General features: G+C 45.3%; 22 protein-coding genes. 9 read left to right on the top strand and 13 right to left on the bottom strand.

The genetic code is table 11. The features are described from left to right. Nucleotides 1-33: 33 nt before the first annotated feature. Complete coding sequence (locus ICN43_RS01075; protein ID WP_216196830.1) at nucleotides 34-273, top strand: hypothetical protein; 240 nt, start codon at nucleotides 34-36, stop codon at nucleotides 271-273. Nucleotides 274-318: 45 nt separating this feature from the next. On the opposite strand, the gene ICN43_RS01070 is transcribed toward ICN43_RS01075, so the two are convergent. The 3 genes from ICN43_RS01070 to ICN43_RS01060 form a co-directional block, all read right to left on the bottom strand. Further along, a complete protein-coding gene (locus tag ICN43_RS01070; RefSeq protein ID WP_216196829.1) occupies nucleotides 319-966 on the bottom strand; it encodes a histidine phosphatase family protein in 648 nt (215 codons plus the stop codon). A 77-nt stretch (nucleotides 967-1,043) separates the two neighbouring features. Continuing rightward, nucleotides 1,044-1,481 (bottom strand): MOSC domain-containing protein, encoded by a 438-nt coding sequence (locus ICN43_RS01065; protein ID WP_255533373.1) that lies wholly within the window; start codon nucleotides 1,479-1,481, stop codon nucleotides 1,044-1,046. A gap of 53 nt (nucleotides 1,482-1,534) precedes the next feature. After that, the gene (locus ICN43_RS01060) at nucleotides 1,535-1,741 is read right to left on the bottom strand and encodes a hypothetical protein (RefSeq protein WP_216196828.1); all 207 of its coding nucleotides are present in this window, start codon (nucleotides 1,739-1,741) and stop codon (nucleotides 1,535-1,537) included. Between the two features lie 126 nt (nucleotides 1,742-1,867). Between ICN43_RS01060 and ICN43_RS01055 the strand changes: the two genes are divergently transcribed. Further along, nucleotides 1,868-2,095: a DUF2798 domain-containing protein gene (locus tag ICN43_RS01055; RefSeq protein WP_216196827.1), complete on the top strand. Its 228-nt coding sequence runs from the start codon at nucleotides 1,868-1,870 to the stop codon at nucleotides 2,093-2,095. A 35-nt stretch (nucleotides 2,096-2,130) separates the two neighbouring features. After that, nucleotides 2,131-2,379 (top strand): hypothetical protein, encoded by a 249-nt coding sequence (locus ICN43_RS01050; RefSeq protein WP_216196826.1) that lies wholly within the window; start codon nucleotides 2,131-2,133, stop codon nucleotides 2,377-2,379. 2 nt (nucleotides 2,380-2,381) lie between these two features. On the opposite strand, the gene ICN43_RS01045 is transcribed toward ICN43_RS01050, so the two are convergent. From ICN43_RS01045 to can, 4 genes are read right to left on the bottom strand one after another with little or no spacing between them, the layout of a single operon-like run. Further along, on the bottom strand, nucleotides 2,382-4,010 hold the full coding sequence (locus ICN43_RS01045) for a peptide chain release factor 3 (RefSeq protein ID WP_370623189.1): 1,629 nt from the start codon (nucleotides 4,008-4,010) through the stop codon (nucleotides 2,382-2,384). Between the two features lie 49 nt (nucleotides 4,011-4,059). Then, a complete protein-coding gene (locus ICN43_RS01040) occupies nucleotides 4,060-4,797 on the bottom strand; it encodes a pseudouridine synthase (RefSeq protein ID WP_216199802.1) in 738 nt (245 codons plus the stop codon). A 45-nt stretch (nucleotides 4,798-4,842) separates the two neighbouring features. Beyond that, a complete protein-coding gene (locus tag ICN43_RS01035; RefSeq protein WP_216196825.1) occupies nucleotides 4,843-5,730 on the bottom strand; it encodes a lipid A biosynthesis acyltransferase in 888 nt (295 codons plus the stop codon). A gap of 8 nt (nucleotides 5,731-5,738) precedes the next feature. Then, entirely contained in the window at nucleotides 5,739-6,404 is a 666-nt protein-coding gene (gene can / locus ICN43_RS01030) for a carbonate dehydratase (RefSeq protein WP_216196824.1), read from the bottom strand. A gap of 25 nt (nucleotides 6,405-6,429) precedes the next feature. Here can and ICN43_RS01025 point away from each other — a divergent pair, with 25 nt between their 5' ends. Next, nucleotides 6,430-6,723, top strand: a complete 294-nt coding sequence (locus ICN43_RS01025; RefSeq protein ID WP_216196823.1) for a DUF167 domain-containing protein — start codon at nucleotides 6,430-6,432, stop codon at nucleotides 6,721-6,723. Nucleotides 6,724-6,726: 3 nt separating this feature from the next. Here the strand turns inward: ICN43_RS01025 and ICN43_RS01020 are convergent, their stop codons facing one another. Continuing rightward, entirely contained in the window at nucleotides 6,727-7,629 is a 903-nt protein-coding gene (locus tag ICN43_RS01020; RefSeq protein ID WP_216196822.1) for an aspartyl/asparaginyl beta-hydroxylase domain-containing protein, read from the bottom strand. A gap of 163 nt (nucleotides 7,630-7,792) precedes the next feature. On the opposite strand from ICN43_RS01020, the gene ICN43_RS01015 reads away from it, so the two are divergent. Next, nucleotides 7,793-8,158, top strand: a complete 366-nt coding sequence (locus ICN43_RS01015; protein ID WP_216196821.1) for a hypothetical protein — start codon at nucleotides 7,793-7,795, stop codon at nucleotides 8,156-8,158. Between the two features lie 111 nt (nucleotides 8,159-8,269). Beyond that, entirely contained in the window at nucleotides 8,270-8,554 is a 285-nt protein-coding gene (locus tag ICN43_RS01010) for an HU family DNA-binding protein (protein ID WP_015422181.1), read from the top strand. Between the two features lie 91 nt (nucleotides 8,555-8,645). On the opposite strand, the gene rodA is transcribed toward ICN43_RS01010, so the two are convergent. The 5 genes from rodA to ICN43_RS00985 are packed head-to-tail and all read right to left on the bottom strand — an operon-like array spanning nucleotide 8,646 to nucleotide 14,213. After that, on the bottom strand, nucleotides 8,646-9,797 hold the full coding sequence (gene rodA / locus ICN43_RS01005; protein ID WP_216196820.1) for a rod shape-determining protein RodA: 1,152 nt from the start codon (nucleotides 9,795-9,797) through the stop codon (nucleotides 8,646-8,648). Next, nucleotides 9,779-11,686 carry a penicillin-binding protein 2 gene (gene mrdA / locus ICN43_RS01000; RefSeq protein WP_216196819.1) on the bottom strand — a complete coding sequence of 636 codons (1,908 nt, stop codon included), beginning with the start codon at nucleotides 11,684-11,686 and terminating at the stop codon, nucleotides 9,779-9,781. The genes rodA and mrdA overlap by 19 nt, the downstream gene beginning before the upstream one ends. 8 nt (nucleotides 11,687-11,694) lie before the next feature. Continuing rightward, a complete protein-coding gene (gene mreD / locus ICN43_RS00995; RefSeq protein WP_216196818.1) occupies nucleotides 11,695-12,219 on the bottom strand; it encodes a rod shape-determining protein MreD in 525 nt (174 codons plus the stop codon). Next, on the bottom strand, nucleotides 12,216-13,145 hold the full coding sequence (gene mreC, locus ICN43_RS00990; protein ID WP_216196817.1) for a rod shape-determining protein MreC: 930 nt from the start codon (nucleotides 13,143-13,145) through the stop codon (nucleotides 12,216-12,218). Before mreC ends, mreD begins: the two co-directional genes overlap by 4 nt. Nucleotides 13,146-13,169: 24 nt before the next feature. After that, entirely contained in the window at nucleotides 13,170-14,213 is a 1,044-nt protein-coding gene (locus ICN43_RS00985; RefSeq protein WP_216196816.1) for a rod shape-determining protein, read from the bottom strand. 62 nt (nucleotides 14,214-14,275) lie between these two features. Between ICN43_RS00985 and gatC the strand changes: the two genes are divergently transcribed. The 3 genes from gatC to gatB are packed head-to-tail and all read left to right on the top strand — an operon-like array spanning nucleotide 14,276 to nucleotide 17,552. After that, nucleotides 14,276-14,569: an Asp-tRNA(Asn)/Glu-tRNA(Gln) amidotransferase subunit GatC gene (gene gatC / locus ICN43_RS00980; protein ID WP_216196815.1), complete on the top strand. Its 294-nt coding sequence runs from the start codon at nucleotides 14,276-14,278 to the stop codon at nucleotides 14,567-14,569. Further along, on the top strand, nucleotides 14,566-16,083 hold the full coding sequence (gatA, locus tag ICN43_RS00975; RefSeq protein WP_216196814.1) for an Asp-tRNA(Asn)/Glu-tRNA(Gln) amidotransferase subunit GatA: 1,518 nt from the start codon (nucleotides 14,566-14,568) through the stop codon (nucleotides 16,081-16,083). The genes gatC and gatA overlap by 4 nt, the downstream gene beginning before the upstream one ends. Further along, on the top strand, nucleotides 16,080-17,552 hold the full coding sequence (gene gatB / locus ICN43_RS00970) for an Asp-tRNA(Asn)/Glu-tRNA(Gln) amidotransferase subunit GatB (RefSeq protein ID WP_216196813.1): 1,473 nt from the start codon (nucleotides 16,080-16,082) through the stop codon (nucleotides 17,550-17,552). The genes gatA and gatB overlap by 4 nt, the downstream gene beginning before the upstream one ends. The last annotated feature ends 9 nt before the right edge of the window (nucleotides 17,553-17,561 follow it).

Below are 17,561 nucleotides of genomic sequence, written 5' to 3'. Positions count from 1 at the left end.
AGTCGATTATTTTAATAATTTATAAGGAAAAATATGTCCCATCATGACAAGTTAATTGCTGCTTTCGAAACATACCAATCAGAGAATGAGAAGTTTCAGGGAAAAGGAATTAAGGCTTCTGCAGCCAGAGCGCGTAAGGCTTTGCAAGAGATTGCCGGTTCGTGCAAAGAGCGCCGCAAAGAGATTACTGCTGAAAAAGAGGCGATTGAAGGCAAGCCAAAAGGTGAGGGTATGTCACAAGATGCTGCTCGTCACGCACATATCAGAAGATAAGTTTTTTCTGAAAGTATTAAAGTCACCCAAGGGTGACTTTAATACTTAGGCATCAACGTTTTCTAGGGCGGGGCCATCAAGGTGGCGGGTATCCGCCCATTGCCCAACAGCCCAGCCATCAACTTCGCTATGGGTAATCCAATTTAATGAAGCGTTGGGTACCGAAACTATCCTATCAGTATTTAAGGCTTGTTTGCTCGCAAGCCGGTACATCATGTCAAGTGTGCCACCATGACTCACTATCAAAATAGTTTTACCTCTGTGCCGAGATTGGATTTTTTCTAGAGCATTTTCTACGCGCAATGCAAATTGCCGAATGCTTTCACCGCCCTCGAGATCATGTTCTAAGTCGCGGGCAATATGAGCTTGCCAAATATCCGGACGCAGTGCTGGTGCCTCGGGAATGGAGAGTCCTTGTAGTGCGCCAAAATGTCGCTCACGTAAAGCGCTATCTACCTTTGCCTCAATCCCGAATAATTCAACAACCGCATTTGCAGTATCAGCTGCCCTCTTAAGATCGCTGGTATATAAAAAATCAAAAGTAAGTTTGATATCTTTAAGCGCTTGTGCCATTTGGCGCGCTTGTAACGCACCATTGGCATTAAGGGGTATATCGGTGTGGCCCTGGAGACGCCTTTCGGTATTCCAGGTAGTTTCGCCATGGCGAATAAGGCAGAGTTTTGTAGTGGCCATATGGCTATTTTAGGTTGAATTACTTTTCTTTGGATTCTGTAAAGAGTAGAAGGTCGCCTAAAACAAGGGATCCAGACTCAAGTGCTTCCGCCCCTACCTTCAAAGCTATCCATAAAGTCTGGTCTTTTCAATAGATTGGCTGGTCGCTGGCAAGGTTCGCATAATTCAGTGCCCTTAAAGGCGAGCCCCCCTAAATGAAAATGTTTGCCGACCAGGCTATTGAGCTCATCCTCAGAAATACCGCTGATGACAAGATTTCTACGTGTATCGCCTTGCCCAAAAATTGCCTCTTGCTTAGCAACGAGATGGCGATTGGCATACTCGATACCAGAGAGTGCAATGAGAGAAACATGGCGGATCTTCAGATTGGTTTTCGAGAATGCACCCCGCCCTAGCGCATAGCGATCCCCAGCAATACCTTGGCCAGCAATAATCTCAGCCTCTGTAAGTCGCACCATGGGCTCACCTGCCAGAGAGGCAATATAGATGGAGTGAATTTGGGGGGATGATTTCATGATGAGAGCATATTACATAAGAAAAAAGCCCCGGTAATTTCGGGGCTTAGTGCTTAGGCTGCAACGACTTCAGGGCTAGGTGTCGAGGCCGGAGGGCGCTTATTCAGAGCCCTTTGAATCTTTGCCTTCTCTTTGGGTTTGGTACTTGATTCAAGTAGCTTACTGAGTTGAGCGACGGTAAGCGGACCCAATTTAGCTTTTCCAGTTTTGCTAACCATGGGGTCGTTTTTTCTATTTCTTTGATTTTGGCCAACTGCCATATATTTTCCTAGAGTCTTGAAATGATGAACCCCTGAGCTTGCTCAGTAGACTCCCCTAAGTAGGGCGCGGAATAGTGATCACAAATCAGAATAACAGTTATGCTGGCTAGGCGCTATGATTAGATCATGATGAATATTTCTAATTTAATCTTTGCTGCCATCATGAGTGGGCTGATGTCATTGAGCATTACTTTGGCCACCACTTTGGTAAGAGTCGGCATTGAACAGAATTTCTTTTCGGCGTGCTTAGAAGCTTGGGCAGTTGCTTACCCAGTTGCGTTTTTTTGCATTTTGATCTATCGTCCGCTTTCCATCAAACTCACGGATAGTTTGGTGAAGAAGCTTCATTTATAGGTAAGCGAAAACGCTTACTAAATAAGAGTATTGATATGATGAATCTTAGGAGCTTTTTATTGGTATGGGTGGTGAGCTTGAATGCTTGTGCTGCGGTTTATACCAACGCATCAGATTCGAATCACGTCACCTTTTTAAATAGTGACGGTGAGTCTATCGCCTCACTCACGACAAAGGCTAGCGCGTATTGCGCGCAATACGGTAAGACCGCTTCTTTTAGAGAGAGCGATACGCAGTTAGTGACGATATTCGATTGCAGGTGGCCGCAATCAAGCCCACGTTAGATTTAACCAGCAAGATCTGATTGATAGATCAAGCCTGCATGCTCTCTCAAGGCATGAAATTGAATGGATTCCCAGCGCTGTTGAGCAACATCCAATTCAGATTTGTGGCTAGCTAAAAATACCGAAGCCCCAACAACATCCTCCGCCATGCGGTGAATATTTTCTTGTATAAATTTCTTGAGTGCCACAGGATCCTCTGAGCTTACCCAGCGAGCTAAGTTATAGCGCGCAGGAAGTAAGCGTACTTCAGCGCCGTACTCAGTTTGCAGGCGATGACTTACTACCTCAAACTGAAGCTGTCCAAATGCGCCGAGTAGCATGGTGCCACCCATCATCGGACGAAATACCTGAATCGCACCCTCTTCGCCAAGCTGCATTAAGCCTGTACGTAATTGTTTAGAGCGCAATGGATCGGCAGACTCCACCATGCGGAAAATTTCTGGCGCAAAAAATGGTAAGCCAGTGAATTGCAATTGCTCGCCTTCAGTAAGTGTGTCACCAAGCCTAAGTAGCCCATGATTTGGTAGGCCAATAATGTCGCCAGGGAATGCTTCATCCAAAATATCGCGGCGTTGTGACAAGAAGGATAAGGCATTATTAGTACGCACTTCTTTGCCATTGCGACAAATCTTGAGCTTCATACCGCGCTCGAAATGTCCAGAGCAGATGCGCAAGAAGGCAACGCGATCTCGATGCGCTGGATCCATATTTGCTTGAATTTTAAAGACCACTGCTGAGAATTTATTTTCCGCCGGACTGACTTCTCGCTGTAATGCTTTGCGTGATCCTGGTGATGGTGCAAGCTCCACTAAGGTATTAAGAATTTCACGCACACCAAAATTATTAATGGCTGAGCCAAAGAATACCGGCGACTGACGACCCGCTAAAAAAGCTTCTCGATCAAATGTCGGCATTGCATTTTTTATCAAATCAACTTCTGCAATTGCATTTTCAAGATCGCTGCCCAAGCGCTCTTTCAAAGCGGGGTCATTGACATCAACAATTGCATGCGAATCTTCAGTTACACGATCTTCCCCAGCCTTAAACATGCGCATTTGAGAATTGGCAATATCAAGCACGCCAGCAAATGATTTACCCATGCCCACTGGCCAAGTAAAAGGAACCACTTCAATGCCAAGGGCAGTTTCAATCTCATCCATCAATTCCATGGGTGGCTTTACTTCGCGATCCATTTTATTGATGAAGGTGAGGATTGGCGTATTCCGAGCACGACAGACCTCAAGTAGGCGTAAGGTTTGTGATTCCACGCCATTGGCAGCATCTATTACCATGAGTGCAGAATCTACAGCGGTCAACACGCGATAGGTGTCTTCTGAAAAATCCTGGTGGCCCGGTGTATCTAAAAGATTAATAATGCAATCTCGATATTCCATTTGCATTACCGAGCTAGCTACAGAAATTCCGCGCTGTTTCTCAATTTCCATCCAGTCGGAAGTGGCATGCCGACTTGCTTTGCGCGCCTTTACGCTACCAGCAATCTGAATTGCTCCTGCGTATAACAATAGTTTTTCGGTGAGCGTGGTCTTGCCAGCATCTGGGTGAGAGATGATGGCGAAGCTGCGACGTCTTAAAACTTCTACGCCGGGGGTGCTGGAGGTGATGGTGTCGATGGTAATTCTGCGCTTAATCTAATTGACAGATTATAAGCGGGTGCGGCTCTTAGAATTGCTCTTCAGGCCTTACAAAGCGCCATTTCCCCGGAGGAAGGGCGCCTAGAGAAATCCTACCCATGCGAACGCGCTTAAGACCTAAAACTCTTAGTCCAACCATTTCGCACATACGACGAATTTGACGCTTGCGACCCTCTCTCAGAACAAAGCGAAGCTGATCTTCGTTCTGCCAGCTAACTTGGGCAGGTTTTAAAACAACGCCGTCCAATTCCAGGCCATGTTTGAGCCGGTCTAAATTGTCAAAAGAGAGTGCGCCCTCAACTCGAACCAAATACTCTTTTTCAATTGGGCTGTTTTCACCAATCAGTAGCTTCGCAATACGACCGTCCTGAGTCAGCACCAACATGCCTGTGGAGTCAATGTCAAGGCGACCAGCAGGCGCTAGGCCGCGGGTATTAAAGCGTGGGTTACGCCCCTTATCAAGAGGGCTAGCAAAGTAATTATCTGGAGTAATGAGCGAGGCAGCAGGTTGATATTCTTGCTCGTCATCATAGTGAGAGATGAACCCAACTGGCTTGTTGAGAATGACGGTAATTCGTGATGCTTGCTGCGCTTTGGCGCCAGACTGAAGCTCAATCTTCTGATGGCGAAAAGCCCGAGAGCCCAATTCATTGACCACTTCGCCATCAACGGTGACTAAGCCTTGCTCAATATATGAGTCTGCCTCGCGTCGGGAGCATAGGCCTAGCTCAGAGAGCAGCTTAGATACACGAATTTTTTCTTCCATGCTGACATTATCTGACAATTGCCTAAGCAAAGACTAGGTTTTCTGCTAATAGGGGCTCGCCTCATTAGGCGGCCTGTTTTTAAAGCGCTTATGAACCCAATAGTATTCGGCGGGTCTCAAGCTTATTTCTTTTTCAAAAATTTGATTTAGCCTAGCGGTATCAGCCTCTGGATTTTCGGTCGGAAAATTCTCTAGTGGCTTGCTAACATTGCAAATATAGCCAGCCTCATTTTTTTTGAGGGTCGTGATCATCATGCAGACCTCAGCCCCAGTGATTTTGGCAAGACGCGATACGGCTGTAATTGTATTGGTTTGAATATTAAAGAAGGGCGCAAAAGTTGAATCCTTCAGTCCCAAATCAATATCGGGAGCAATGATGATGAAGCTGCCCTTACGAATTTCTCGAATAAGCTCAAGAGAGTTTCCTTGCCGGTCAATTGAGTTCCCACCAAAGCGATTGCGCCATTCAATAATTTTTTTATTGAAGAAGGGGCTTTTCATTCTTTGGAAAAAGCCAGAGGTACGCGGCCAGCCTTTTTCTTGAGCAAGTGCACTCAAGATAATGCTACCTTCAATGCCAATAAAATGCATGTTTACTAAGATTCGTGGCTGCCTGTCATTTAAGTCAACCTCGGAACGAACTTCAATCATATCGGCAAGCTGTTTTTTGCTGCCAAGCCAAATGATGCTTTTTTCAACCAAGCTACGACCTAGTAAGCGCCAATGATCTTTTCTGAGTTGGTTGATTTCCTGCGGGCTCAATTCAGGGAAGCAGAGCTCTAGATTTTTTTGAACGACACGATTTCGGGAGCTGGGTATGTGAGCAGCAAGAATACCTAAACCATAACCAGTGGTGACTAGAACGTTATATGGAAGCGATGCTAGAAGTTTAAGAAGCGCTACCCCAGAATAGTTTAATAATTTGTTAAACAAAACTGAATTTATTCGGCGCTGTAGCGAGATAAGGATTTAGCGTATCGCACAGGCATTTCTTCGCTAGAGCTGATAGACATACCTAAATCATTTACTAGGCCAGTCTCGAGTCGATAAGCCCACCCATGTACTGTAAGGTCTTGCCCTCTTGCCCATGCATCCTGAACAATGGTCGTCTCGCATACGTTAACTACTTGCTCGATGACATTGAGTTCGCATAGGCGATCTTGACGTTTTGGGCTGGGGATGACTTCACCGAGATAGCGTTCATGTTTTTGATGCACATCCTTTACATGACGTAACCAATTGTCAGCAAGTCCAACACGTTTATCGGTAAGTGCGGCATGCACACCAGAGCAACCATAGTGGCCAACTACCAAAATGTGTTTGACCTTTAATAGATCAATCGCAAATTGAATCACGGATAAGCAATTCAAATCAGTGTGAACCACAACGTTTGCAACATTACGGTGTACAAAAAGCTCGCCTGGAAGTAGGTTGACAATGTCGTTTGCAGGTACACGACTGTCTGAGCAGCCAATCCATAGATATTCTGGGGCTTGTTGAGAAACTAGACGCTTAAAAAAATTAGCATCCTTGGCAACCATCGCTTGCGCCCATTCGCGATTATTGTTAAATAGCTGGTCTAAGGCGTTGGAATTCTTCATAATCATGCTTTGAGTTTAAAGTACTTTAATAATGCCCATTTGGTTAAAACAAACCCCCACTGGGATTGTTCTTAATTTACATTGCCAGCCAGGAGCAAGGCTTACCAAAGTGGTTGGGCTACACGATGGCTGTCTTAAGATCTCTCTACAAGCCCCTGCACTCGAAAATAAAGCGAACGAGATGCTCCTGTCTTGGCTATCTAAGCGATTGCGGGTGCCGCAAAAACAAATTCAGCTTTTATCAGGGCAAAGTAGCCGGGTTAAGCGTGTTGAAATTTGGGGTTCGATTACTCCAGAACAAATTACTGAGGCGCTCAGTCCTTAGGGCTTACCAAAATATTGCCCACAGAATTCCCAAAATCAGAACCCATTTTCCGATGTAGTAAGTACGACGATGTTTAGCTTTGAGTTTCTTTGCCTGTGCCCGGAGGTGATAAAAGTACTTAAAGAGAATGTTTACAAATCCCACTTTCTCCCCCTCAACATTCTGGGAAGAGGTGGCGCTCATGACATAGCGCCCAAACCAGCGGTTCAATAATTGCATCAATTTGGTATGAACGGGTCGCTCCACATCGCAAAATAAGACGATACGCTGGTGATCTGTTTCATTTCCGGCGTAGTGAATGTAGGTCTCATCAAATATTACCGACTCGCCATCTTTCCAGAAATAGCGCTCTCCATCCACATCGATAAAGCATTTAGGGTCGTTTGGAGTGAATAGGCCAATGTGATATCTCAATGAGCCTGCATAGGGGTCTCGGTGCCTTACCAGCGTTGCTCCGGGGGGTAGTGAGGCAAACACAGCCGCCTTGATGGTAGGGATTGATTTGAGGAGGGCAACGGTTTTGGGGCACAGAAGTTGTGCAGATGGTATTTCTTTGCCATACCAATAGAGGTGAAAGCGCTTCCAGCCCGTTCTAAAAAAAGAATTAAACCCAATATCGTTGTATCCGGTAGCGGCTGCAATGGCGCCATCTGCATTTAAGGCGAGCGCTTCATCGCGGATGATTTCCCAATTATCTTGAATGGGTTTCATTTCCGGAAATTCGGCGACCGGAATAAATGCCCCGGCCTTAGTTTTTGAGAATAAGTAAAGAAGGCTATTGATTGGCGCCAAAAGCACTTGGTAGTCTGTTAGTGAGCGCACTAAGCCAAATCGTACTTTGCCCCTAAAGTAGACATAAATTGCAGAGGTAACAAAGATCAGAAAAATAGCGTGCCGAAGTTCCATGGGGATTACCAGTTAGCGTTAATACTAGTATTTTAATTTAGATGGAGCGCTATTTCATACCTATTTTAGTAATGGATATGCTCAAATGTTAGTTAGGGTCATAAGGGGTTGTGGTGAATGCACCCATTTAGGGCTGCAAGGATGATTTGTTAAGGAAAATCACATGAATGGATTCGTAAAGTGGCTTTTAAGCCTTATATTGATTGGCTTGGTAGGTTTAGCAGCCTATACTTGGATTATGCTTAATTGGAGCTATGGCAGTGGTGAGCGCGCAGGTTACGTCCAGAAATTCTCCAATCGAGGCTATGTATGCAAAACTTGGGAAGGTGAATTGGCTATGGTCTCGATGCCGGGAACTATGTCAGAAAAATTCCTTTTTACAGTGCGTGAAGATGCTGTAGCGCAAAAAATTAATGCCAATTTGGGTAAAAAAGTTGCCCTTAAATATGATCAGCATATTGGATTGCCTACTAGCTGTTTTGGGGATACTGAGTATTTTGTATCGGACGTGACAGTTATAGAAGAGTAAAAAAGAGGCAATAAAAAAAATTGCTGTGACGCAGCTTTATTTTTGTAATTTTTTGTGGTTAAAATCATGTAAGCGCAAGGTGCGCTGACATCAAAATATAAGGAGCTTCACTTGAACAAAGCAGAACTAATCGCAGCGATTGCTGACGACGCTGAGATCTCAAAAGCCAAAGCTGAATTTGCATTAAATTCTGCTATTGAGCAAATTATTAAGGCTGTTACTAAAGGCGACTCAGTACAACTGATCGGTTTCGGTACTTTTGCTTCTGGTAAGCGCGCTGCACGTATGGGCCGTAACCCAAAAACTGGCGAGCCACTCAAAATCGCGGCTGCTAAAACTGTTAAGTTTTCTGCTGGTAAAGCATTTAAAGATTCAGTTAACAAGCGTAAGAAGTAATTCTTACTTTGTTGATGAAAAAGCCCGGCATGCCGGGCTTTTTTGTTTCTGGCGATAACGCAATCCCTTGTGTCTATCCTTTGCCTGACTTTTAGCTCTGTACTAGACGTCGATGACGGTGAATGCTCATCAATATGCCAGCACCAAATCCTAAGGTGACTAGAGCAGTTCCTCCATAGCTGATGAATGGCAATGGAACTCCTACAACAGGTAGTAAGCCACTGACCATGCCAATATTGACAAAGGCATAGGTAAAGAAAATCAGCGTAACTGAAGCACCAAGTAGGCGCGTGAATAGATTGGGCGCGCTAGCAGAGATTGCAAGCCCCCTTTTAATCAAGGCATAGAAAAGTGCTAATAAGATTAAATTACCCAGCAAGCCAAATTCTTCAGAGAAAACAGCAAAGACAAAGTCGGTATGTTTTTCTGGAATAAATTCAAGGTGGGATTGTGTTCCCTGAAACCAGCCCTTCCCAAAAAATCCACCAGAGCCAATTGCAATCATGGATTGAATTGTATGAAAACCTTTTCCGAGAGGATCGCTAGTGGGGTCGAGTAAAGTACAGACTCGATATTTTTGGTAGTTATGGACAAATGGCCACACAACATCATGCGCGCAAATAGTATTGCCAAAAATCACAATGAGAATAATTCCGACAGCGCCGATTCCTATGAAAGGCAAGATCCATTTCCACGGTAGTCCTGCAAGAATGATGACGTACATGCCTGCGGCAAAAACCAATAGGGAGGTCCCCAAATCCGGCTGGCGCGCAATCAGTAGTACGGGGATACCAAGAATGATTGCCGCCACTCCATAATCCCAAGATTTTTGGATACCTTCGCGCTTTTGAAAATACCAAGCCAGCATTAGTGGCATTGCAATTTTCATGAGCTCTGAAGGTTGGATTACAAAGCCAATATTGAGCCATCGTCTGGCACCTTTTTTAATTAAGCCAAATACGGCAACTGCGATAAGCAGCGCAACTCCAATCCCATAAACCCATACTGCAGCCATCTCTAACCATTTAGGTGGAATACGAGAAACGATCCACATGACTGCAAATGAAAGAGCTAGGTTTCGTAGCTCATCTCCAAAACGAACGGGTGTATTTTGACCTGCTGATAAAAATATAAAAAATCCAATACCCGCTAAACCAAGCAGAATAAGGCCTAACTGGCGATCAAGCCCACTAAAAATACTTAGAAATATTTTTTTTGCTTTGCTTATGGCGCTCTTTTCCATTCTGGAATCTCCTTTGGCCACTTGCCCTCAATATAAAAATCTAGTGCTTTACGTGCAATTGGTGCAGCATGTTGTGCTCCGAACCCAGCGTTCTCAACTACCATTGCAATCACGATGGTTGGTTTATCTGCGGGAGCAAAGGCAACATATAAAGCATGGTCACGTAAAAATTCGGCTGTAGCTCCATGGTTATATTCTTTAGAATTTAAACTAAATACTTGCGCTGTTCCAGTCTTGCCGCCAACTTGATAAGCTGTGCCTTTGAAAACAGAAGCTGAAGTTCCAGAATTGTTAACCTCAACCATTGCCTTCTTAATGATCTCGATATTTTCAGGAACGAGATCAATGCGATAACTTTCTTTGGGTGTAGTCAGAGTGCGATTTCTTGTAAATGGATCTTCAATTGCCTTTACCAAGTGTGGCTTCATCACAATACCGTTATTTGCCAAGTTTGCCATGGCATGAGCTAGTTGCAAAATAGTGAATGCGTTATAGCCTTGACCAATGCCAAGTGAAATAGTTTCGCCTTCATACCATTTTTGCTGCTCTGGTTTTTTGAAAGTATTTTTTTTCCATTCAGTTGATGGGAGTACGCCTCTAGATTCGCCTTGCAAATCAATGCCAGTAATTTGACCAAAACCAAATGGCTTCATGAAGTCATGCATCATATTCACGCCCATGTCGCGTGCTAGCAAGTAGTAGTAGGTATCGCAAGATTCAACGATAGACTTTTGCATATCAACAATGCCATGCCCACCTTTTTTATCATCGCGGAAGGTATGATTGCCAAATTCAAAGTAACCTGGATCTGAAATCGACTGTGATGGCGTACGTTTTTTAGTTTCTAAAGCTGCTAGCGCCATAAATGGTTTGTATGTTGATCCTGGTGGATAAATTCCTTTTAGTGGGCGGTTGTAGAGCGGCTTTTGTGGGGACTCATTCAACTCTTTCCAGGTAACTGAATCAATACCTTCAACAAAGTCATTGGGATTAAAGTTGGGCTTGGATACAAATGCCAAGATATCTCCAGTCTCCGGCTCAATTGCTACGAATGCGCCACGAAACTTTCCGTACAGCTGCTCAACTAAGTATTGCAGTTTGATATCAACCGACAACACTACATTTTTTCCAGGTATTGAGGGTGAGCTTGAGAGTGTTCGTACCGGCTTACCGCCCGCAGTAATTTCTACTTGGTCATATCCTGGTACTCCACGAAGAACAGATTCATAACTTTGTTCTAAGCCAATCTTGCCCACATATTGAATGCCCGGCAAAAAAGAAGTCTGCAACGCATCAGGATCATCCGCTTTGGAATTCTCAATTTCAGCCTGCATTTTCTCTTTATCTTTTTGAGAAACACGTCCGATATAGCCAATTAAATGAGAGGCTAGCTCGTTGTAGGGATACTCTCGAAAGCTGCGTGCACGGATCTCCACCCCGGGAAATCTGTAGCGATTTGCCATAAAACGGGCTGTTTCGGCCTCAGTCAGCATCGATCTGAGCGGGAAGGTGCCCATTTTTCGAGAATCTTCTAAGGATCGCTTGAAATTTCTGCGATCTCTTGGCGAAATCAGCACAATTTTCGATAGCTCATCGATTAATTCATCAATATTGCCCTTAACCTCCTCCGCATTGATATCTAGAGTCAGTGCAGAGTAGTTTCTGCCAATCACAATGCCGTTGCGGTCTATAAGGAGGCCGCGGTTAGCTGGTGCGGGTACCAATGCAATGCGATTATTTTCTGCCTGCAGGGCGTATTTTCCATGGCTCACGAGTTGCAGCCACACCAATCTGGTAATTAATATCAAGAAGCAGAAGGTGACAAATATAGTCGCAATATGGATGCGCTCTTGAAACGAGTCGAGGTCTGGTTTTTTAAAAGAAACCATACCGCTCTTTAAATTGGACGATTGTGATCAACGTCAATGGGGCGACGTTGGGGTGATAGCAAGATGCGTGTTGCGATTGGCCATAACAATGCCTCGACCAGCGCTTGAATGCCGCCAGTTAAAGCCCACCAATAAATCTCACCACTCAATAGCCAATGCGCTAGCACCGGAAACAGTGACACCAACAAGAAGATTGGCAAAAGATGCAGGGCTTGCGTTAGAACCGTTAAGGCGATAATCCGGCGATGCCAAGAGATGGCAAGGTAAGCGACCAATGAGTAACTAAATGCATGAAGGCCCAACAAATCAGCGTTATGGACATCCATCAATAAGCCAAGAATAAATGCAGTGATGACGCCGACGTAGCGATGCTGATGAATATTCCAGAACACGATACAAATAATGAGCCAGTCAGGAACCCAGCCGTAATTACCTATAGGTACAAGATTTAACAGCAGTGCACAAAATAAGCTGAAGTAGATGAAAACCGGGCTTACGGGACGCAGAATGTAGCCGCTTTGAAAATCAATCATTGCATCCCTCGCGAACGAGTTTGGCGGCGACCTGGAGTATTGGTCAGTGGCGCGCCAGGATTATTGGTTGATGAAGATACTTTGGCATCCCATTGTGGATCGTAAAGTAGGGCTAAAGCCTGACGGTAGCGATTGACAGGTGTCATTGGTGTACAAAATACGTTTGAGGAGTTTTTATCGGCATTGCGTTCAATCCTGCTGATCACAGCTACTGCAAATCCGGGCGGGTAAACACCATCGATGCCTGAGGTAATTAATACATCGCCTACTTCTAAATCACTGGCCACTGGCAGGTAGCGAAGCTCAAGTGGGTTACCCCGCCCCGCCCCAAATACAGCGGCTCGCAAGCCATTACGGGCAACTTGTACCGGTACTGCAAAGTCCCGATCTTCTAGCAATGACACTTCTGCGGAGTGATCATAGATGCGCACAACTTGACCTAAGATGCCAGAGTCATTTGCGATGGGATTGCCTATCTTGAGACCATCATTGCTTCCGCGATTAATTACGATCCGCTGAGAAATTGCGTTAGGTGGGTTGAATAAAATTTCGACCGGTAATGTTTTGAATGGAATTTGCTTTTGTAAATCCATTAGTTGGCGTAGATTTTGATTTTCTACGAGAAGAAATTCTGATTGATTGGCAAGCAAAGAAAGTTCTGCTTGACGCACTTTCATTTCTTGATTTTCTTTATCTAGGGTTCCGCGGCTAGTGAGGTATTCCGATGAAGCCTCAAATACATTGCGCGGCATCATCATCACATACTCTAGTGGACGTAATAACCAATTTACGTTATTGCGAATCGGATCAAGTGCTTTAAAGCGAAAATCGATCAACATCAATGCGATGCTGATCGATAGACAGACAATCAGTTTGACTAAAGCCGGAACGCCTTGTCTGAAAAGAGGAGGAGCGCTATGTTGCAATTCCCTAATCGACGCTTAGGTCAATTACTCTTGAGAGAACACGCCGCCCAACTTATCCATGCGCTCTAAAGCAATGCCGCAACCACGAGCGACGCAAGTGAGGGGGTCTTCTGCAACATGAATAGGAAGGCCAGTTTCTTCAAGCAATAAGCGATCGAGGTCACGCAATAGCGCGCCACCACCGGTCAACATCATGCCGCGTTCTGCGATGTCAGAAGCAAGCTCAGGCGGGATTTGTTCCAAGGCTGCTTTGACTGCAGTCACGATTTGATTCAATGGATCAGTCAAGGCTTCGAGAACTTCATTGCTTGTTACAGTAAAGCTACGTGGAATGCCTTCTGAAAGATTCCGACCCTTTACTTCCATTTCGCGTACTTCTTGTCCTGGGAATGCAGAGCCGATAGTTTTCTTAATTAACTCAGCAGTTTGTTCGCCAATCAACATGCCGTAGTTGCGACGAATGTAATTGGTAATAGCTTCATCAAACTTATCCCCGCCAACACGAACAGAGCCTTTGTAAACCATGCCGCCTAATGACATTACGCCGACTTCGGTTGTGCCGCCGCCGATGTCAACAACCATCGAGCCAGCTGCTTCAGAAACTGGCAGGCCTGCACCAATTGCAGCAGCCATTGGTTCTTCAATCAAAAATACTTGTGATGCGCCTGCGCCTAATGCAGATTCGCGAATGGCTCGGCGCTCAACTTGCGTGGAGCCACAAGGAACGCAAATAATGATGCGTGGACTTGGCTTTAGCAGCTTGCTCTCATGCACCATTTTGATAAATTGCTTGAGCATTTGCTCGGTAATGGTGAAATCGGCAATAACGCCGTCTTTCATTGGGCGAATGGCCTCAATATTCCCAGGAACGCGCCCTAACATCGCTTTTGCTTCTTTTCCGACGGCTAAAATGGTTTTTTTGCCACTTGGGCCCCCTTCAGTGCGAATTGCCACAACTGACGGTTCATCAAGCACAATACCCCGTTCACGCATATAAATTAAGGTGTTAGCGGTACCTAGGTCGATGGCCAGGTCGTTAGAAAAGTAGCTGCGGAAAAAACCAAACATGATGTAGTGGGAAAATAAGTAAGTGTTAAAAAATATATATAGGAATGATACTCTAGCGCCCCATGAAACTTAATGATGTTCAGCGCATTGCGCACCTTTCCAGCCTTGAGTTAAGTCAGGCAGAAGCTGAGGCAGTATTGCCCCAATTGCAGGCAGTATTTGCCTTGGTTGAGGAGATGCAGGCTGTCGATACCACTGGCCTCGCTCCTTTAGCTCACCCCATCCTCTTTTTGCGTGATTTAGCTCAACCCCTGCGTACTGATTTGGTTACTGAAGATGACCATCGCAGTGAAAACATGCAATCTGCCCCTGCTGTGCAAGATGGCTACTTTTTAGTCCCGCGGGTGATCGAATGAGTTGGCACCAAACACCAATTGCTTTAATGGCAAAAGCATTGGCTGCTAAAGAGGTCTCTAGTGCCGAGCTGACAAAGTACTTTCTAGATCGTATCGAAGCCGGAAAGCACTGGAATGCATATCTAGATGTAAGTGCTCACTTAAGTTTAGATCAAGCTTCTAAAGCAGATAAAATTATTGCCTCTGGAAAAGCTGGGAAGCTAACCGGTATTCCAGTTGCCCACAAAGATGTCTTTGTCACGCGCGGCTGGAAGTCGACTGCCGCATCAAAAATGCTTGAAGGCTACCTCAGCCCATTTGATGCTACGGTTGTCTCTAACCTCGGAATACCGGACGAACTCAATCCTAATGGTGCCGGCATGGTTTGCCTTGGTAAGACCAATATGGATGAGTTTGCAATGGGCTCCTCCAATGAAAACTCAGCATATGGCCCTGTCTTAAACCCCTGGAATTCAGAATATGTTGCGGGTGGTTCTTCTGGAGGCTCTGCAGCAGCGGTAGCAGCAGGTTTGGCACCAATAGCGACTGGTACAGACACTGGAGGCTCGATACGTCAGCCAGCCGCCTTTTGCGGCTTAACTGGAATTAAACCTAGCTACGGGCGCGTATCTCGTTACGGGATGATTGCTTATGCCTCATCATTAGATCAAGCAGGCCCTATGGGTAAAACGGCTGAGGACTGCGCTTTATTGCTTACAGCCATGTCATCACATGATCCACGAGACTCCACCTCCCTACCTGATTCTGGAGAGGATTACGGCCGTTATCTCACGCAGTCTTGGAAAGAGGGTGGCTCTAATTCAGTGAAACCACTTGAGGGATTGCGAGTTGGTTTGCCAAAAGAATTCTTTGCAGAGGGTCTGGCGCCAGAGGTAGCCAATGCAGTCAATGCTGCTGCAAATGCTTTACAAGATTTAGGCGCAGAGTTACTTGAAGTGAGTTTGCCAAAAACCAAGCTATCCATTCCGGTGTATTACGTTTTAGCGCCAGCCGAAGCCTCAAGTAATTTGAGTCGCTTTGATGGTGTACGTTACGGACATCGTGCAAATGAATATCGTGATTTATCTGACATGTATAAGAAATCACGTACAGAAGGGTTTGGTGCGGAAGTGAAGCGTCGCATCTTGGTTGGTACCTATGTGCTCTGTCATGGTTATTACGACGCTTATTATTTGCAGGCTCAAAAAATTCGCCGCATTATTGCTGCTGACTTTCAAGCAGTATTCGAAAAGTGTGATGTGATCTTAGGGCCTGTTGCTCCTGATGTTGCATGGCGCTTAGGTGAAAAATCAAAAGATCCAGTGCAAATGTATCTAGAGGATATATACACCCTTTCTACTAACTTAGCGGGTCTGCCAGCCATGAGTGTTCCTTGCGGATTTAATTCAAGCAAGCTACCTATCGGTATGCAGTTAATTGGCAATTATTTTTCTGAGGCACGCTTACTTCAAGTGGCGCATCAATATCAGCAAAATAGTGACTGGCATTTGCGTCAAGCAAGCGAGGTGGCATGATGCAATGGGAAATCGTAATTGGTCTAGAGACCCATGCGCAGTTACAAACACAATCAAAAATTTTTAGCGGTGCCAGCACGCGCTTTGGCGCTGGCCCCAATACTCAGGCATGCGCAGTTGACTTAGCCTTGCCCGGTGTTTTGCCCGTCCTCAATCGCCAAGCAGTTGAACATGCAATTCGTTTTGGTTTGGCGGTCAATGCCAAGATTACGCCAGCAAGTATTTTTGCGCGCAAGAATTACTTCTATCCAGACTTACCAAAGGGCTACCAGATTAGCCAGATGGATCTCCCGGTAGTTGTTGGCGGCTATTTAGAAATACTGGTTGGCGATCAAGTGAAGGTGGTTGAGCTAACACGCGCCCACATGGAAGAGGATGCAGGCAAGTCGGTTCATGAGGAGGGCTTCTTAGGCCCACATGGCGAAGCGTCTAGCGGTATTGATCTGAATCGTGCTGGCACACCATTATTGGAGATTGTGACTGAGCCAGTCATGCGAAGTGCGGCTGAGGCAGTTGCGTATGCAAAAGCGCTTCATACCCTGGTTGTTTGGCTTGGGGTGTGTGATGGCAATATGCAAGAAGGTTCTTTCCGTTGTGATGCCAACGTATCTGTCCGACCTGAAGGCCAAAAAGAATTTGGCACCCGTTGCGAAATTAAGAACTTAAATTCCTTCCGTTTTTTAGAAGAAGCGATTCAATACGAAGTACGTCGCCAGATTGAATTAATTGAAGATGGTGGCACAGTCGTTCAAGAAACTCGCCTATATGATCCTGATCGTCAAGAGACTCGTAGCATGCGCAGCAAAGAAGATGCAAATGACTATCGCTATTTCCCAGATCCGGATTTGTTGCCAGTAGTGATTGATGATGCATGGATTGCTGATGTACGCAGCAAAATGCCGGCCTTACCAGCACAGCTTCGTCAAGAGTGGCAGAGCGAATTCGGCTTGAGTGCTTACGATACGCAATTGCTCACGCAAGATCGCGATACGGCCAAGATATTTGAGGAGCTACTTGCGATTGTTGGTAAGTCTTTGGCAAAGGCTGCTGCTAATCTGATTGCTGGTGAGTTTGCTTCATCGCTCAACCGCGCTGGCATCGCTACTGCAGCTGCGCCATTAAAAGCTGAAAATTTAGCTCCACTATTAACTCGTGTAGCAGACGGCACGATCTCCAACAAGATTGCAAAAGATATTTTTGCGATTCTATGGGAGGAGGCTATTGCAGGTAAAGTCATTAGCACCGTTGATCAGGTGATTGATGCTAAAGGCTTAAAACAGATTAGCGATAGTGGTGAGCTTGAGGCTATGATTGATAAGGTATTGGCAGCTAACGAGAAGTCGGTTGAAGAGTTCCGTTCTGGTAAAGAAAAAGCATTTAATGCTTTAGTTGGCCAGATTATGAAGGCCTCGCAAGGAAAAGCCAATCCAGGCCAAGTGAATGAGCTGCTGCGTAGAAAGTTAAGCTAGTAAAAATTA

Source organism: Polynucleobacter sp. UK-Mo-2m-Kol15 (genome assembly GCF_018881505.1).
GTDB lineage: Bacteria > Pseudomonadota > Gammaproteobacteria > Burkholderiales > Burkholderiaceae > Polynucleobacter.
Note: the sequence above shows the minus strand (reverse complement) of the source record. Positions and strands in the feature narration are given on the sequence as shown.

Excerpts from the sequence above, each read along its gene's own strand:
- ICN43_RS01075 (WP_216196830.1), top strand. The coding sequence starts at position 34 with ATGTCCCATCATGACAAGTTAATTGCTGCTTTCGAAACATACCAATCA.
- ICN43_RS01070 (WP_216196829.1), bottom strand. The coding sequence starts at position 966 with ATGGCCACTACAAAACTCTGCCTTATTCGCCATGGCGAAACTACCTGG.
- ICN43_RS01065 (WP_255533373.1), bottom strand. The coding sequence starts at position 1,481 with ATGAAATCATCCCCCCAAATTCACTCCATCTATATTGCCTCTCTGGCA.
- ICN43_RS01060 (WP_216196828.1), bottom strand. The coding sequence starts at position 1,741 with ATGGCAGTTGGCCAAAATCAAAGAAATAGAAAAAACGACCCCATGGTT.
- ICN43_RS01055 (WP_216196827.1), top strand. The coding sequence starts at position 1,868 with ATGATGAATATTTCTAATTTAATCTTTGCTGCCATCATGAGTGGGCTG.
- ICN43_RS01050 (WP_216196826.1), top strand. The coding sequence starts at position 2,131 with ATGATGAATCTTAGGAGCTTTTTATTGGTATGGGTGGTGAGCTTGAAT.
- ICN43_RS01040 (WP_216199802.1), bottom strand. The coding sequence starts at position 4,797 with ATGGAAGAAAAAATTCGTGTATCTAAGCTGCTCTCTGAGCTAGGCCTA.
- can (WP_216196824.1), bottom strand. The coding sequence starts at position 6,404 with ATGATTATGAAGAATTCCAACGCCTTAGACCAGCTATTTAACAATAAT.
- ICN43_RS01025 (WP_216196823.1), top strand. The coding sequence starts at position 6,430 with ATGCCCATTTGGTTAAAACAAACCCCCACTGGGATTGTTCTTAATTTA.
- ICN43_RS01020 (WP_216196822.1), bottom strand. The coding sequence starts at position 7,629 with ATGGAACTTCGGCACGCTATTTTTCTGATCTTTGTTACCTCTGCAATT.
- ICN43_RS01015 (WP_216196821.1), top strand. The coding sequence starts at position 7,793 with ATGAATGGATTCGTAAAGTGGCTTTTAAGCCTTATATTGATTGGCTTG.
- rodA (WP_216196820.1), bottom strand. The coding sequence starts at position 9,797 with ATGGAAAAGAGCGCCATAAGCAAAGCAAAAAAAATATTTCTAAGTATT.
- mrdA (WP_216196819.1), bottom strand. The coding sequence starts at position 11,686 with ATGGTTTCTTTTAAAAAACCAGACCTCGACTCGTTTCAAGAGCGCATC.
- mreD (WP_216196818.1), bottom strand. The coding sequence starts at position 12,219 with ATGATTGATTTTCAAAGCGGCTACATTCTGCGTCCCGTAAGCCCGGTT.
- ICN43_RS00985 (WP_216196816.1), bottom strand. The coding sequence starts at position 14,213 with ATGTTTGGTTTTTTCCGCAGCTACTTTTCTAACGACCTGGCCATCGAC.
- gatC (WP_216196815.1), top strand. The coding sequence starts at position 14,276 with ATGAAACTTAATGATGTTCAGCGCATTGCGCACCTTTCCAGCCTTGAG.
- gatA (WP_216196814.1), top strand. The coding sequence starts at position 14,566 with ATGAGTTGGCACCAAACACCAATTGCTTTAATGGCAAAAGCATTGGCT.
- gatB (WP_216196813.1), top strand. The coding sequence starts at position 16,080 with ATGATGCAATGGGAAATCGTAATTGGTCTAGAGACCCATGCGCAGTTA.